Genomic DNA, 14,677 nt, shown 5'->3' with positions numbered 1-14,677 from the left:
TCAGGCGCCGGGATGGTTGAGGGCGACACTCACATCGAGGCCGCCCGCCGGGAGGGGCCGGACGTCCAGCATGCCCTGATGCGCCTCGACGATGGCGGCCACGATCGACAGGCCCAGGCCCAGGCCGTCACCACTTGCCTTCCTCCCGGTCTCCAGGCGCTGGAAAGGCTGCAGGAGCATGTGCAGCCGATCGGCCGGGATCACCGTACCGCTGTTGGCGACCCTGAGAGTGGGACGTCCGGACCGTACTGCGGTCTCCACCCTGACCCAGCCACCAGGCACGTTGTACCGCAGAGCGTTGTCCAGCAGGTTGACGACCAGACGCTCGGCCAGGGCACGATCACCGAAGGCGGGTGCCGCCTGAAGGGCGGACTCGACGTGAAGCTCCGGATCGTTGTGGTGGTCGATGACCTGACCGGCGACCGCGGCCAGGTCGAAGGATTGCCGATCGTGCAGCCCCTGCTGGCTGCGGGCCAGCGTGAGCAGGGCCTCGATGAGCCGCTCCTGATGCTTGCCCGCGGCCAGCATGCGCTCCAGTGCCTTCCGCAGGGACTCCGCGTCAGCCTCCGGGTCGGCGAGTGCGACCTCGGCCACGGCCCGCTGCAGTGTCAACGGGGTGCGCAGCTCATGGGAGGCATTGGCGACGAACCGACGCTGCGCGGTGAATGCCGCCTCCACCCGGTCCAGCAGCTCATCGAAGGTGTCGGCCAGCTCTTTGAGCTCGTCGTCCGGTCCGGACGCGGCCAGTCGCCGGTCGAGCCGGTCGGCCGTGATGCGCCGGACGGTGGCGGTCATCTCACCCAGCGGCCGCAGTACGCGACCGGCCATGAGCCAGCCCAGCAGCATCGCCGCGAACGCCGTGACCACCAGCGAGACCAGGGAGTTGACCAGGAGCCGATGCAGGTGCTCAGTCTGCTCCAGTCGGGGCACCTGGGCGGGCAGGCCGGGGCCGCCGGGTGGCGCGGGAGCGGCCGGTGGGTCGGGGAAGGGTGAGAACTCGACCAGGACAGTGATGAGGGCGACCAGCAGCACTCCGGCCACCAGGAACAGGCCGCTGTAGAGCAAGGCCAGGCGCAGCCGTACCGTCCGCCTCATATCCGGTACCCGGCCTGCGGAACCGTCTCGATCAGCGGAGGATCGCCGAGCTTGCGCCGCAGCCGACTGATCGTCACCTTCACGGTCTGCGTGAACGGATCGGCGAACTCGTCCCAGCCCCGCTCCAGCAGCTGCTCTGCGGAGACCACCGCGCCTCCGGCGGCCATCAGCAACTCCAGCACGGCGAACTCCTTGGGACTCAGCGGCAGCCGGCGCCCGTCACGGGTGGCGATCCGGGTGGCCGGGTCCAGCCGCAGATCGCCATGGACGAGCACCGGCGGGAGCGCCGGACCGGCCCGTCTGGCCAGCGCCCGGATCCGGGCGACCAGCTCGGCGAAGGCGAACGGCTTGGCAAGGTAGTCGTCGGCGCCGATGCCCAGCCCGGTCACCTTGTCGTCGATCGTCCCGGCGGCGGTGAGCATCAGCACTCGCGCCGGGTGACCGACGCCGATCAGTGCCCTGCACACCTCGTCGCCGTGCAGGCCGGGCAGGTCCCGATCGAGGACGACCACGTCGTAGTGGCCGACCGAGGTGCGCTCCAGCGCGGCGTGGCCATCCAGCACGACGTCGACGGCCATGCCCTCGCGGCGTAGCCCCGTGGCCACCGTCAGGGCCAGTTCCTCGTGGTCTTCGACGATCAGCACCCTCATGATCTCCAGCATGCCCCGTTCCCCGGTTACAGCGGGGTTACCGCCGTCGTTTCGGCCCTGTAACCGGCACTCGGCTTGTCTGGACGCATCGACAGCGACAGAAGGAGAGATCATGCTCGGCTCGACGATCAGAAGGATGGTTCTTGCCGCCGTGGTGCTCACCGCAGGAGCGGGCGGGGTCGTGGCCGTCTCGGCCGGGGAGCCCACCGGCAACGGCGAGGAGTTCACCGCCTGCATGCGTTCGCAGGGGTTGCCCGACTTCCCCGAGGTCGCGTTCTCCTCGGACGGGCTGGTCAACCTCAACATCAAGGGAGAGCGCGTCGATGTCCTGTCCGAGAAGTACGGGGCGGCGGTGAAGGCCTGCGAGCCGCTGCTACCCGCTGGTTCTCGGCTGCCGGGCGCGCCTGCGGCGCCGGCCGCGGCCAGTCACTGATTTTTTACTTCGCGGTGGTGGACCACCGGGCTCTTGTCCGAGGCGTGAGTGATCGGCGCCGAGCCGGCATACGCCTTCAGCGCCCGGGCGTCGGCGAAGCGGGTGCGGTCGTCATCCCGGGCCGATCCGTCTCACAGTTGTCAAGGCGGTTCTCAGAAACCAGTCATCGCGTCATCCCCGGACCCATCACCTGACCGAGTCGGCCTGATCACCAACCTCGACGCACTGCCGTACGCCGGGGTTCACTGCCGCCTGCTCAGCCACCGACCGGTTTCGGACTACAGGAGGCCGGCGTCGCGTACCTTGTTCGCCACGTCCACGCGGCTGTCGGTGCCGAGTTTGGCAAAGATACGGGTGATGTTGGCCTTCACCGTGGCCACGCTCACCGACAGGTCCGTGGCGATCTCGGAGTTCGAGCTGCCCTTGGCCACCTCGATCGCCACCTCACGCTCGCGCTCGGTGAGCTGGTCCAGCTCCTTGACGGCCTGCGGCTTGTACCGGCCGGTGGCCGCCGCGATCACCTGGTGGGTGACACTCGGTGACAGGACCGGCTCGCCCCTGGCCACCGCGCGCACAGCCTCGATCATCTTCGTCGGCGGCGTGTCCTTCAGCAGGAAGCCGTGCGCGCCGAGCCGCAGCGCGCGCAGCACCATGTCGTCGGCGTCGAACGTGGTCAGCACCAAAACGCGCGGCGGCGACGGCCGATCGAGCAGTAGCTCGGTGGTCGTGAGCCCGTCCTGGACCGGCATCCGGATGTCCATCAGGACGACGTCGGGCCGCGTGTCGCGGACCACGGTCATGGCCTGCCTGCCGTCCGCTGCGTCGCCGACGAGGTCCAGGTCGGGCTCGCCGCCGAGGATGAGGCGCAGCCCCGTGCGTACCATCGGGTCGTCGTCCACGATCACCACTCTGATCACGGGTCAAGCCTCCCACGGCAGTCGTACGTCCAGGACGAAGTGTCCGTCCTGGACCGCATGGCTCAGGGTGCCCCCGGCCATCCGGGCACGCTCGGCCAGCCCGACCAGGCCCAGCCGCCCGCCGGGGCCGGGGCCGGGGCCGGACGATCCGGCGTATGGAGCCGGGTTGCTCATCCGGATCCGTAACCCTTGGCCAGGCCGTCCGCCGAGCTCGGCTCTCACTCGGGTGCCCGGCGCGTGCTTGCGCGCGTTGGTCAGCGCCTCCTGCACGATCCGGTACGCGTGCCGCCCTGTCTGCGCCGGCAGCAGCTCGCGCCCCTCGACGGTGTCGGTCACCTCGACCTGCTGCCCGGCCACGCGTACTTCGTCGAACAGGGCACCGAGGTCGGCCAGGTTCGGCTGCGGGTCCTCGACGCCGCCGTCGCGCCGCAGCGTGCCGAGTACGGCGCGCAGTTCGTTGAGCGACTGGTGCGCGTTCTCCTGAATCACCTGAGCCGTTTCGCGGGTCTGCTCGGCGGTGAGGTCGGTGCGGTGCGACAGGCCGCCCGCGAGCATGGCCAGCAGAGAGATCCGGTGTGCCAGCACGTCGTGCATCTCGTGGGCGATCTTGACCCGTTCGGCCAGTTTGGCCTGCTCGACGCGGTGCGCCTGCGCCTCGAGCGCGGCCTGTCGCCGCGAGGCGGCCAGGTCACGCCATGTGCGCAGGTAGAGGCCGAAGACGGTCAGCCCGCCGACGATCACGCCGCCGGTCACCATGGTGACGCTCGTGACGGAGACGACCCTGAGCATGTCGGCGTCCGACCACAGGATCTGCGCCGCCGGGCACAGCCACGTGGCAAGAGCGACCGGGACGATCTGGCGCCAACGGCGATGCGTGCACACAGAGACGTAGGCGACGTAGGCGGGGCCGACCGCGGTGGTCGAGTAGAGGGTCAGGAGCGCGGTCGCCAGCGCGACCTGCCAGGGGAAGCGGTGCCGCCATCGCATCAACCCCAGACCGACCCCGAACAGGGCCAGGTCCAGCGCGATCGGGCCGAGGTCGGGGGTGACCTCGCGGCTCACGGCTGACAGGATCGAGATCCCACCGACGAACAGCGCAGGCAGAATGGCGCAGAGGTAACGCAGAGCCTCACCCCGGCTCTTTCCTTCCACTCCAGACTCATTCACCGCTTGCTCTTTCACGCCCGCCAGCCTAGGGATGCGCCAGAACCGCTCCTAGCGACCAGGGGTTAGAACGGGTAGCCCTGAGTCCATTTCTCCTGCGGTGGCCGTCGACCTGGGTCCGATGACCTGAGACGGGGAATCCGGTGAACTGGGCCCGTGATCGAATTCCATGGTGTCAGCAAGACATACAGAGGAGTGCAAGCCCTCGACGAGGTGTCCTTCACCGTCGGGGCAGGCAGCGTCACCGGGTTCCTCGGACCCAACGGCGCGGGAAAGTCGACGGCTCTGCGCATCCTGATCGGGCTCTCGCGACCGACGTCGGGGCTGGCCACCGTGTTCGGGCGACCGTACACCGAACTCGCCTGTCCTGGCCGCCGCGTCGGCACGCTGCTCGACGTCGGCGCCCTGCATCCGGGGCGCAGCGGGCGGGAGGTCCTGACGCTGGGGGCGATGATGCTGGGCCTGCCCCGCTCGCGCGTCGGAGAGAGCCTGGAGCTGGTCGGGCTGACCGGCCAGGAGGGCAGGCGGGCCGTCGGCGGCTATTCGATGGGCATGCGGCAGCGGCTCGGCATCGCCCACGCGCTGCTCGGCCGGCCCGAGGTGCTCGTCCTGGACGAGCCCGCCAATGGCCTCGACCCGCAGGGCATTCAGTGGATGCGCGGGCTGCTGCGCAGCCTGGCCGACTCCGGGTGCGCGGTGCTGCTCAGCTCACACCTGCTGCACGAGGTGGAGCAGGTCGCCGACCAGATCGTGATGATCGGCCGCGGCCGCGTGCTCGCCCGGGGCACCGTCGCCGAGCTCGCCCGCGGTGGCGGTCTGGAGCAGACCTTCCTCGAACTGACCGCGCAAGCCGACAGGAGCGCCGCATGACCCCTACCGACATCCCGTTCACCAGGCTGCTGCGGGTCGAGACCCGCAAGCTGTTCGACACGCGCAGCGGTCTCATCCTCACGGTGAGCGCGATCGGGCTGGCGCTCGTGGCCGTCGTCGCCCGGGGCCTCACCGCGCAGCCGCACTGGTTCACCCTGGCCGGGACCGCCGCCATCCCGCTCGGGGCGCTTCTGCCCGTGCTGGCCATTCTCACGGTGACCGGCGAATGGCGGCATCGCACGGCACTGACCACGTTCGCGCTGGAGCCCCGGCGCGGGCGGGTGCTGGCGGCCAAGTGCCTGCCGCCACTGGCGGTCGCCGTGGCGGCCTGCGTGTTCGCCCTGCTGGCGGCCCTGTCCATGACCGCCGTCGCCGCTACGGTTCACGGCGCCGAGGCCACGTGGACCATTGCGCCCGCCCAGGTGCTGGGCTGGATCGCGACGATGGTGCTGGTGACCGGCCAGGGCCTTGGCATGGGGCTGGTGTTGTTGAACGCGCCGGCGGCGATCGTGATCTGTCTGGCCAGTACGGCCCTGTGGAGCGCTGTCGCCCGGCTCGGTGACATGGGCGCGATCCTGGCGGAATGGCTCGACCTCAACCTCACCACCAACCCGCTGATGGACGGCGGGTTCACCGGCGACGCCGCCCTTCGGCTGGCCGTGTCAGTGTTCGTGTGGATCGTCGTTCCGGTGGTCGCAGGGATGCTGCGCATCTCGAGGAAGGAGATCGGCTGACGGCGGTAGGGCCGTTGGTCGCGATCGGTGCCGGATACCGGCGGCCAGGGCCGGCCCGGCCCGCGATCGGCCGAGGACGGCACGCCCAGGAGTTCGGCCATGCGGGCCCGCGCTCGTCGAGCAGGGCCGCGGGATCACGCGGGCTCAGGAGCCCTGGCGATGACCGCACTTGCCCGCGCCCAAGTCAGCCGCGTCCCCGGTCTCGGCCGACAGCAGAGATTAACATTTGACTTATATAAGTCGTAGCTGAAATCATGGGGCCGTGCACGCCTTCGACGTACTCGGCGACCCCGTTCGCCGCCGGATATTGGAGCTGCTCGCCGAGGGCGAGCAGACCGCCGGCGCAGTGAGCGGCCGCATTCGCGAGGAGTTCGGGATCTCCCAGCCGGCCACCTCGCAGCACCTCCGCGTGCTGCGGGAGTCGGGGTTCGCGGCCGTCCGGGCGGAGGGCACGCGCCGCCTCTACGCGGTCGACGCCCAGCCCCTGCAGGAGGTCGACGTCTGGCTGGAGCACTTCCGGCGGTGCTGGAACCAGCGCCTGGACGCGCTGAGCACCGAACTCGCGCGGGGCAGGCGCGGACGCAGTGAACGGCGCGGAGACGGGCCGTCGGGGGGCAGCAAACCACCCACCAAGAGCAAGGAAGACACGTGATCGACGTCATCAACCAGGTCAACGCCGCCCACCGGGAGATCGGCGACCAGCCCGTCAGCACGGGTGCGGGGCGCTCGGTGCTGCTGCGCCGTACCTACGACGCCGCGATCGAGGACGTCTGGAGTGCCTGCACTGAGCCCGACCGGATCGGCCGGTGGCTGGGGCCGGTCAGCGGTGATCTCCGCCTGGGCGGCACCTTTCAGCTCGAGGGCAACGCCGGCGGGGAGATCCTGCGCTGCGAGGAGCCGCACCTGCTCAAGGTGACCTGGACCATGGGAGAAGGCATGGCCACCGAGGTCGAGGTCCGCCTCTCCAAGGGCGAGGACGGCGACACCGTCTTCGAGCTGGAGCACGCTTCCCCCGCCGAGTTCGTCGACGAGATGCTGCGCGCCTACGGCCCCGGCGGCACCATCGGCATCGGCACCGGCTGGGACCTCGCCCTCCTCGGCCTGGACCTGCACCTGCGCGGCGCGGGCCTCGACCCGGCGACCTGGGAGAACGCACCGGACGTCAAGGAGTTCGCGGTGTGCAGCGGTCAAGCCTGGGGACAGGCGATCCAGACCGCCTGGGGCACCAGCGACGACGACATCGCCGCGGCGGTCGCGTTCGCAACCCAGCACTACGCCCCCCACGACGAGGCAGGGCACTGAGGTGGCCAAGACGACACCGACCGAGGCGATGGTGGCCGAGGTGATGGCCGAGCTGGCCGAGCTGGCCGACCCCAGGACACGCGAGGTGAACGAGAAACACGGTGACGATCACGGTGTGAACCTCGGCAAGCTGCGCGTGCTCGCCAAGCGGCTGAAGACGCAGCAGGAACTCGCGCGCCGGCTCTGGGAGACGGACGACTCGGCGGCGCGGCTGCTGGCGCTGCTGATCTGCCGCCCGAAGGCGTTCGGGCGAGACGAGCTGGACGCCATGCTGCGCCAGACGCGCACTCCCAAGGTGCACGGCTGGCTGGTGAACTACGTGGTGAAGAAGAACCCGCACGCCGAAGAGCTGCGCCTGGCCTGGTCCGCCGACCCGGATCCGGTGGTCGCGAGTGCCGGTTGGGCGCTGACCGCCGACCGGGTGGCGAAGAAGCCCGAGGGCCTCGATCTCGCAGGGCTGCTCGACGTCATCGAGGCGGAGATGAAGGACGCCCACGACCGACTGCAGTGGGAGATGAACAACTGCCTGGCCCAGATCGGGATCGAGCACGCCGAGCACCGCCCCCGTGCGATCGACATCGGTGAGCGCCTCCAGGTGCTCAAGGACTACCCGACGTCCCCGGGCTGCACATCTCCGTTCGTGCCTACCTGGATCGCGGAGATGGTGCGCCGACAGCACGACAACACGGTGGCCTGATCGACGGTGGCTCGTCGCCTCGGGCATGGGGACAGTCGAGCGGCTGGTGACACGTTCCTCACCAACACCCCGACTGGGAAGCGCCCGGAACCCTGGGACTCCTGGTCTGATCGATGATCTGCGGTGCGCCCGTTGTGTCCGCAGCGGGCGCCGGTCTTGAGGCAACGGGACAACCGGCTGGGCTGGGCCGTACCTCGTGCTCTCCATGGCGCATCGTGCGGGCGGTCATGATCGTGTTCGACCTCTGATCGTTCCGCGTCGATCGGTGCGATGTGAGCTCCAGGCCGACCCGACAGCGACGAGGACGACGATGCTGATCAGGGCCAGCGACACCGTCGCGGACTCTCGCCCGGAGAGCTCCGTCGTGTTCCGGAAGATCTCGCCGGCGCCGTGGAAGGCGAAAGCGGTCGCGCCACAGCCGAAGACGAGCCCGGCGACACCGACGACAGCGGTGACGGTCCTGCCGACGTTCGCCGGCAGGAACCGCGCGAGACTGGCGCACACCAAGCCGGCGAGAACGACATCGGCAACGGCGACGATCAATACGGCGACGCTGAGCACGGCGTTGTCCCCGTAGTGCTCGAAGTGCTCCCACGTTCCGCCGGCATCGGGGAGTCCGGCGGCGCCGAGCGCCGTGATGACCGCCATCGCCGTTATGACCACCATCAGCGCCGCAGCACCTACGGGTGGCCACTTCTCCGGCCGAGCCGGGAGGATCTTGGTGTCGCGCCATACGTGGACCTCGGTTGCGGGCTGCTCACCCGCAATGTCACCTGCCATGGCCAGTGCTTGGTCGACCGTCGGCCTGCGGCCCGGGTCCTTGTCCAGTAGCCGGGTGATGAGCCGCGTGAGCGGCCCGGCCCGTCGCGGTGCCGGGGCCTCCTCCAGTAGTACTGCGGCCAACGTCGCTTCCTGGGTATCGCGGCGGAACGGCGAGACGCCCTCGACGGCCTGGTAAAGGGTCACGCCGAGGGAGAACAGATCCCCGGTGGGAAGGCCGTCGCTGCCACGCAACCGCTCGGGCGCCGTGTACTCCGCCGAGCCGATGACCATCCCGGTGACGGTCAGTGCGGTGTCGGTCTGGTGGATCGCTGTCCCGAAGTCGGTGAGCAGGACCTTCCCGTTCTCGGCAAGCATGACGTTGGCCGGTTTGATGTCGCGGTGCACGACACCTTCCCGGTGCGCTGCGCCTATTGCCGTCAGCAGCGCCGCGGCGACCTCGATGGCCCTGCCCATTGGAAGAGGTCCGTGCTCCTGCACGTGCTCGCTCAGCGAGCAGCCGTCGACCAGTTCCATGACGATCCAGGGAAGGCCGTCGTCGATGACGACGTCGTGGATCGCGACGATGCCGTCGTACTTGCGTAACCGGGCGGCATTGCGGGCCTCGCGCGTGGCGCGCGCCAGCCGCTCGGCCCGTTCGGTCTCCGGCATCCCCGGTGGCAGCTGCAGTTCCTTGATCGCAACGTCCACGTCGAGGGTCTCGTCGCGGGCCCGCCAGACCCGCCCGAAACCACCGGACCCCAGTTCGGCGGCCAGCCGGTAGCGCCCGCCGACCATGTCACCGGCCAGCCTCGAAGTCATGCACCGTCTCCTGCCATCGTGCTCGGCACGGACAGTTGATCAGGGTACAGCCACCGTCATCGGCGCATGGCCGTTTGCTTCACTTGGTCTGCCCATCTGCCCATCTGCCCATCTGCGCGGACAGCAGCACCGTCTGAGCCCGCCGCCAGGTCACCGCCGACCCGGTGGCTGCTGCGGATGATCCGCAGCAGCCACCGGCCCTCGTCGTCATCGATCTCCCGGACCTGGACTCTGTCGGTCACGCCGACCGGTGTTCGCCAGAACGCGCCGATCGGGAACGGATCCGATCGGCGCGTCGCGGACCGCAGGCGGAGGTATCAGCAGAGGTGCCGGGCGAAGAACCGTAGCGTGCTGTCCAGTTCGAAGGCCGGGAGCTCACCGTGCTTGCCGGGGTTGGCGTGCAGCGTCTTCTCCGCTGAGCCCAGGGCGTCGAACAGTGCCAAGCTCTGGGCCCGCGGCACCCGCTCATCGTCCCACTGCAGCAGGAACTCCACCGGGACGGTGATACGCGCGGCGGCCTCGGCTGAGGCCAGCGCCCCGCCCAGGCCCAGCACCGCCGCGCGGACCCGGGGTTCGGCGGCAACGGACGGAACGCCGAGTCCGCAGCCCAACGACACACCCCAGTAGCCCACCGGGCCGGCGCCGACGTGCTCGAGTTGCTGGACCACGTCCAGGACGGCCTGCCATTCCGGGACGGTCCGGCGGGCTACGAGCGTCTGGAAACCGGCGATCAGCGGAGCCAACTCTTCTCCGGCGTCCACGCGAGCCTGGTTCTCGGTCGCGATCCGGTCGTACTCCTCATCCTTCGGCCGGTCGCCATGGCCGGGAACGTCGACCGCCACCACAGCGAAATCACACTCGGCCACGGAGCGGCGTGCACGCGCCACGATGTCGGGGGCTTTCTTGTGCCGGCCGCCGCCGTGTCCCATCAGGATGAGGGGGCGAGTGCCGACGGCACCTTCCGGCGTCCACAGCACGCCGGGAATCTCACCGAGGATGAAGAGCTGTTCGGAGACGCCGTCGGACGTCGTCTCAGAGATGAAGCGCATAGCGATCGAAGCCTTTCGGGATGCCTTCTGCGGGCACTCCCCAGGCCGTGCGAGGGAGTGGGGCCCGACCTTTCACAGCGTTGATCGGTCTCACCTCCTCAGCTCGAAGCGTACGACGACACCGGAACGTATCACGAAGGGCTTCACCCCACCCGCGTCCGGGCAAGGATCTCGCCAGGGCGAACGTCGCCTGATGCGGCACCAGCTGGGCGCTTGCCTAGATGATCCTGCAGGCGCCCGCCGACCCTACGGCGTGCGATACCAGGCGGCGTGGAGGGCCCGAATCTCTTCGGGGGTGCTCTCGCGGGCGATATAGGGGATGTCGAGGATGTGGCGGCTGTTGGGCAGCTTGTCGCGGACCACGCCGGCGTCCTCGAGGACCTGCGCGTAGACGGAGGCGCCGTCCATGCAGAACACGTCGATGACCGCCACTCGCCCGTCGAGGGCCTGCCGCAGGTTGCCGGTGTTCAGGTCGATGCCGTCCCACCAGGGCACCCTGGCCCGAAACTCGGCGTCGACCGCGGCGGCAGCCTGCCGGACGTCCGCCAGGGCTGGGTCACCCGCGCCCTCCCGCCACTGGCGGGCGACCTCCTCTGCCCGCGCCGACTCGAGCGGGGGCAGGAATTCCAGCACGGCCAGCGTGCCGCCGCCGTCCAGCGGGGTGTCGAAGGCCACGCGCGGCAGGTAGGGGTTGCCGGGCCGGCGGCGGCACAACTCGAGGAAGGCGGCGTAGGCCGGGTCGAACGGGCACACCCTGGCCACCCATAGCCCGTCGGGAGAGCGCAGGCCGGTCGCCCAGTCGCCGACGCCGCACGGGGTCCAGCCCGCCAGCACCAGCTCTGCCGTGGCCTCGCGGTGGGTCATCGAGGGCCACGGCAGGTCGGGGAGCATGGGCGCAGCCTACGAGATCCGCGCGCCCGAGTGCATGCGGGTTTCCGCCGCCCACTGGGCCCGGAGCTCCTACAGCTACGGCGAGCCGCCACCCTGACCAGTCCTGCGGACCGCTCGGGCGATATGCGAATCGCTCCTCGGGGGTGAGCGAGGCGGTGTTCACCGAGACCTCCGATCAGATCGTCGCGGCGTGGCGGGGCCGGGCGATGCGGATGTGTCCCTCGGATTTCGCGGCCTGCCGGCCGCCGGTCCGGTACATATGGAAACCCGGCTCGACCTCACCGCGGCGTGAGTGGACCTCCGGCGGGTCAACGCACTGGTTCTGGCACCATCTCCTTCTGCTCCAGGGGCGGAGAGTCCGGGGCGGGATCCGGCGTCAGCGTGGTTCCCGCTGGTCAGCGTTCTCCCTGAGCACACTCTGACGAGAAGGCGGCGTGTGTCGGTCAGCGTCCCGCATCGGTGAAGGTCGCGCGTCTGCCATCGGGCTTGATCGCTGTCGCCGCAGATCAGCAGGCCTAAGTCGCCATCAGCGAGGCGGTCAGGTGGTCGCGGAAGCGGCGGGCTGCCTCGGACACGTAGGCCCCCTCCCTCCAGTACAGCCGCAGGACCCGCTCGGCGCCCGGGGCGGCCAGCCGTATGGGAGAGAACGGCGTCCGTGACGCCAGTGGCGAGCGGAGATACCATGCGGGCCCGAACCCCACGCCGAGGCCGGCGCTGACCATCTCGATGGCCGTGGTGGCCTCGTCGATCTCACAGGCGACCACCAGCTCCAAACCGGCCTCGGAGAACAGGCGCTCGGCCAGCGTGCGCTGCCAGATCCCCGGCCGGGTGGTGACGACGGGTTCGCCGGCCAGGTCGGCCATGGTCGCCTCCCGCCGCCCGGCGAGCCGGTGCCCGAGCGGTACGGCGAGCAGGATCTCCTCGCGGACCAGCTCCTCATGGACCAGTCCCGGCCCCTCGAGCGCCTCGGAGGCCAGGCAGAGGTCGACCTGTCCCTCGCTCAGCCGCTCGGCCATGACCTCCGGGCTCGCCTGAAAGAGGCGTACGGCGACGCCTGGATGCTCGGCGATGAAGTTCTTGACCGGTTCGGTGACCGTGAGCAGGGTCTCCGAGGCGAGTGAGACGCTGCCGCGGGCCAGGCCGGCGGCGTCGGTGAGCTCGCGTCTGGCGTCCTCCAGCTCGGCCAGTGCCCTGTCCACCCGGCGCAGGAACGCGGCGCCGAACCGGTTGAGGCGGATGCGTCTGCCGTGCCGGTCGAACAGCGGCACGCCCAGGTCGGCTTCCAGCCGCGCGATGGTCCGGCTGAGCGAGGGCTGGGCGACGCGGAGCTCCTCGGCCGCCCTGCTGATGTGCTCGTGACGGGCCACGGCCTGGAAGTAGCGCAGTGACAGCAGATCCATTATGCCTCTAGGGCTATCAACTGATGAGGATACGGGTCTTGGACAGCATATAGCGGACCTTCCTAACATCATCCGCACGGATGCGATCTTTGGAGGTTCCGTGCCCTTCGGGTATCTGTTCACTGTGGCGCTCGCCGCTGTCGGCACGCTGTTCGCGCTACGGCCGGTGCCGTTCTCACGCCCGCTCGGCCGCCCGAGCTACTACTTCGGCCTGGCCGCCAACGAACTGCCGTTCGCGGCCTTCTTCTGGATGCTGCTGCTGCTGCCGACGGCGCTGGCGTTCGCCGACGGTGACATCGACTCGGCGGGCGGCTGGGCGGCCGTCGCCCTGGCCGCCGTGACCGTGATCGGGCTCGCGGTCATCGCCTACCGCGCGATGGGCGAGCGGGCCAGGATCGAGCGCGCGATGGACTTCGGGCTGGGTGCGGGGTGGCGCGCCGCCATCGACGCCGACCTCGGCGTCGGACTGCGGCGCCGCCCCCCGTGGGCCCGCATCCTGCTCCTGCCCATCTTCCGGCGCCGCCTGGACGTCCGGCGTGTGGCCGACCTCGCCTACGGCGACGCGGGCCGCCGCAACGTGCTCGACCTCTACCATCACCGCTCACGCCCGTCCGGCGCGCCCGTGATGATCCACCTGCACGGCGGCGGCTACTCCGGGGGCCACAAGAACAGCCAGTCACTTCCCCTGCTCTATCACCTCGCCGGCCAGGGATGGGTGTGCATCAGCGCCAACTACCGGCTACGGCCCGAGGCCCAGCACCCGGACCACCTGATCGACCTCAAGAAGATCATCGCCTAGGTACGCGAGCACGCCCACGAGTACGGCGCCGACCTGTCGACGCTGTTCGTCGCGGGCAGTTCGGCGGGCGGGCACATGGCGGCGCTGGCCGCGCTCACCCAGAACGACCCCGCCTTCCAGCCGGGCTTCGAGGACGCCGACACCTCCGTGACCGGCGCCATCTACCTGAACGGCTGGTACGGCACCTACTTCGGCCAGGGCCCCGAGTCCTCACCGCTGGCCCACATCGCACCGGACGCACCGCCGTTCCTCATCGCCCACGGCGATCTGGACCCGCAGGTGCCCGCGGCCGATGCCCGGCACTTCGCCGACCGGCTACGCGCCACCTCGGCCGCCCCCGTCGTCTACGCCGAACTGCGCGGCGGGAACCACGCCTTCGACCTGTACCACTCTGTCCGCTTCGAGGCGGTCGTCGACGCGATCGAGGGCTTCACCGCCTGGGTGAGGTCGCGCGAGAGGATCCGCCGGTCCTAATGGAAGACAGTGCTGCACCCAGCCGTCCAGGACCTGGCCGGCGGATGCTTCGTCGGGCCCGACGGCCTGTGCGAGATGCGAGACCCACCCCGGGCGATCCGTATTGATCAACCTGCTGGTGGGCGTGCGCCGGGTCTCCTCCGCGGCGCCGGCCGTACCAGATCTGCCCGGGATTTCGCGGAGCCCGGTCGAGGACGGCCGGGTGCACCTGCTCACCACCGACTCCGACCTGCTGGTCACCGAGCCGGCAGGTGCCGGGACGGCCTTCGCCGATCTGGAGGTGCGGCCGGCCTCGCTGGAAGAGGCCTTCATCACCATCACCTCCAAGGAGGGGGCTCGTGTCTGACCTCATCCTCACCCACACCCGCTACCAGTTCCTGGAGCAGCTGCGCGTCCCGATCGCGCTGGTCGCAAGCGCGGTGTCCCGACGGACCAGGGGGCTGCCAAAGTGTCCACGTGTGGACTGGCGGGTGTCTGTCCGGCCCTCTCCACCTCGTCATCACTGTGCCGGGCACGAGCACGGCCTGGACGATCACGAGACGAGGAGTTCGAGGTGGGCACGATCAGCGTTTTCGCGAACGTCTGTGTAGATGGCGTCATGCAAGGGCCGGGCCGGGCGGA

15 protein-coding genes and 1 pseudogene are annotated in these 14,677 nt (G+C 69.9%); 8 read left to right on the top strand and 8 right to left on the bottom strand.

Translation table 11 applies throughout. The features are described from left to right. Complete coding sequence (locus tag J2S55_RS43120) at nt 1–1,095, bottom strand: sensor histidine kinase (RefSeq protein WP_306873376.1); 1,095 nt, start codon at nt 1,093–1,095, stop codon at nt 1–3. Next, the gene (locus tag J2S55_RS43115) at nt 1,092–1,745 is read right to left on the bottom strand and encodes a response regulator transcription factor (RefSeq protein ID WP_306875864.1); all 654 of its coding nucleotides are present in this window, start codon (nt 1,743–1,745) and stop codon (nt 1,092–1,094) included. Before J2S55_RS43115 ends, J2S55_RS43120 begins: the two co-directional genes overlap by 4 nt. Before the next feature lie 112 nt (nt 1,746–1,857). On the opposite strand from J2S55_RS43115, the gene J2S55_RS43110 reads away from it, so the two are divergent. Beyond that, entirely contained in the window at nt 1,858–2,178 is a 321-nt protein-coding gene (locus J2S55_RS43110) for a hypothetical protein (RefSeq protein WP_306873374.1), read from the top strand. A 278-nt stretch (nt 2,179–2,456) separates the two neighbouring features. Here J2S55_RS43110 and J2S55_RS43105 read toward each other — a convergent pair whose 3' ends face one another. Beyond that, entirely contained in the window at nt 2,457–3,095 is a 639-nt protein-coding gene (locus J2S55_RS43105) for a response regulator (protein ID WP_306873372.1), read from the bottom strand. 3 nt (nt 3,096–3,098) lie between these two features. After that, nucleotides 3,099–4,157 (bottom strand): sensor histidine kinase, encoded by a 1,059-nt coding sequence (locus J2S55_RS43100; protein WP_306873369.1) that lies wholly within the window; start codon nt 4,155–4,157, stop codon nt 3,099–3,101. Nucleotides 4,158–4,415: 258 nt separating this feature from the next. On the opposite strand from J2S55_RS43100, the gene J2S55_RS43095 reads away from it, so the two are divergent. From J2S55_RS43095 to J2S55_RS43075, 5 genes are all read left to right on the top strand, one after another. Then, nucleotides 4,416–5,129 (top strand): ABC transporter ATP-binding protein, encoded by a 714-nt coding sequence (locus J2S55_RS43095; RefSeq protein WP_306873367.1) that lies wholly within the window; start codon nt 4,416–4,418, stop codon nt 5,127–5,129. After that, complete coding sequence (locus J2S55_RS43090; protein WP_306873364.1) at nt 5,126–5,863, top strand: hypothetical protein; 738 nt, start codon at nt 5,126–5,128, stop codon at nt 5,861–5,863. Before J2S55_RS43095 ends, J2S55_RS43090 begins: the two co-directional genes overlap by 4 nt. Before the next feature lie 262 nt (nt 5,864–6,125). Further along, nucleotides 6,126–6,515, top strand: coding sequence for an ArsR/SmtB family transcription factor (locus tag J2S55_RS43085; protein WP_306873362.1), 390 nt, complete (start codon nt 6,126–6,128; stop codon nt 6,513–6,515). Further along, nucleotides 6,512–7,165 (top strand): SRPBCC domain-containing protein, encoded by a 654-nt coding sequence (locus tag J2S55_RS43080; RefSeq protein WP_306873358.1) that lies wholly within the window; start codon nt 6,512–6,514, stop codon nt 7,163–7,165. The genes J2S55_RS43085 and J2S55_RS43080 overlap by 4 nt, the downstream gene beginning before the upstream one ends. 43 nt (nt 7,166–7,208) lie before the next feature. Continuing rightward, nucleotides 7,209–7,862, top strand: a complete 654-nt coding sequence (locus J2S55_RS43075) for a DNA alkylation repair protein (RefSeq protein WP_306875860.1) — start codon at nt 7,209–7,211, stop codon at nt 7,860–7,862. Nucleotides 7,863–8,087: 225 nt separating this feature from the next. Here the strand turns inward: J2S55_RS43075 and J2S55_RS43070 are convergent, their stop codons facing one another. From J2S55_RS43070 to J2S55_RS43055, 4 genes are all read right to left on the bottom strand, one after another. Further along, the gene (locus tag J2S55_RS43070) at nt 8,088–9,419 is read right to left on the bottom strand and encodes a serine/threonine-protein kinase (RefSeq protein WP_306873356.1); all 1,332 of its coding nucleotides are present in this window, start codon (nt 9,417–9,419) and stop codon (nt 8,088–8,090) included. 341 nt (nt 9,420–9,760) lie between these two features. Next, nucleotides 9,761–10,492, bottom strand: a complete 732-nt coding sequence (locus tag J2S55_RS43065) for a dienelactone hydrolase family protein (RefSeq protein ID WP_306873353.1) — start codon at nt 10,490–10,492, stop codon at nt 9,761–9,763. A 246-nt stretch (nt 10,493–10,738) separates the two neighbouring features. Further along, complete coding sequence (locus J2S55_RS43060) at nt 10,739–11,383, bottom strand: hypothetical protein (RefSeq protein ID WP_306873351.1); 645 nt, start codon at nt 11,381–11,383, stop codon at nt 10,739–10,741. 515 nt (nt 11,384–11,898) lie between these two features. Further along, a complete protein-coding gene (locus tag J2S55_RS43055; RefSeq protein WP_306873349.1) occupies nt 11,899–12,783 on the bottom strand; it encodes a LysR family transcriptional regulator in 885 nt (294 codons plus the stop codon). 1 nt (nt 12,784) lies between these two features. On the opposite strand from J2S55_RS43055, the pseudogene J2S55_RS43050 reads away from it, so the two are divergent. Next, nucleotides 12,785–14,056 (top strand): annotated as a pseudogene (locus J2S55_RS43050) (alpha/beta hydrolase). A 103-nt stretch (nt 14,057–14,159) separates the two neighbouring features. Then, the gene (locus J2S55_RS43045; RefSeq protein WP_306873346.1) at nt 14,160–14,402 is read left to right on the top strand and encodes a hypothetical protein; all 243 of its coding nucleotides are present in this window, start codon (nt 14,160–14,162) and stop codon (nt 14,400–14,402) included. Nucleotides 14,403–14,677: the final 275 nt, after the last annotated feature.

The sequence above is a fragment of the Streptosporangium brasiliense genome, assembly GCF_030811595.1.
Classification (GTDB): Bacteria; Actinomycetota; Actinomycetes; order Streptosporangiales; family Streptosporangiaceae; genus Streptosporangium; species Streptosporangium brasiliense.
The sequence above is the reverse complement of the archived record's forward strand: the minus strand, read 5'-3'. Positions and strand labels throughout refer to the sequence as shown.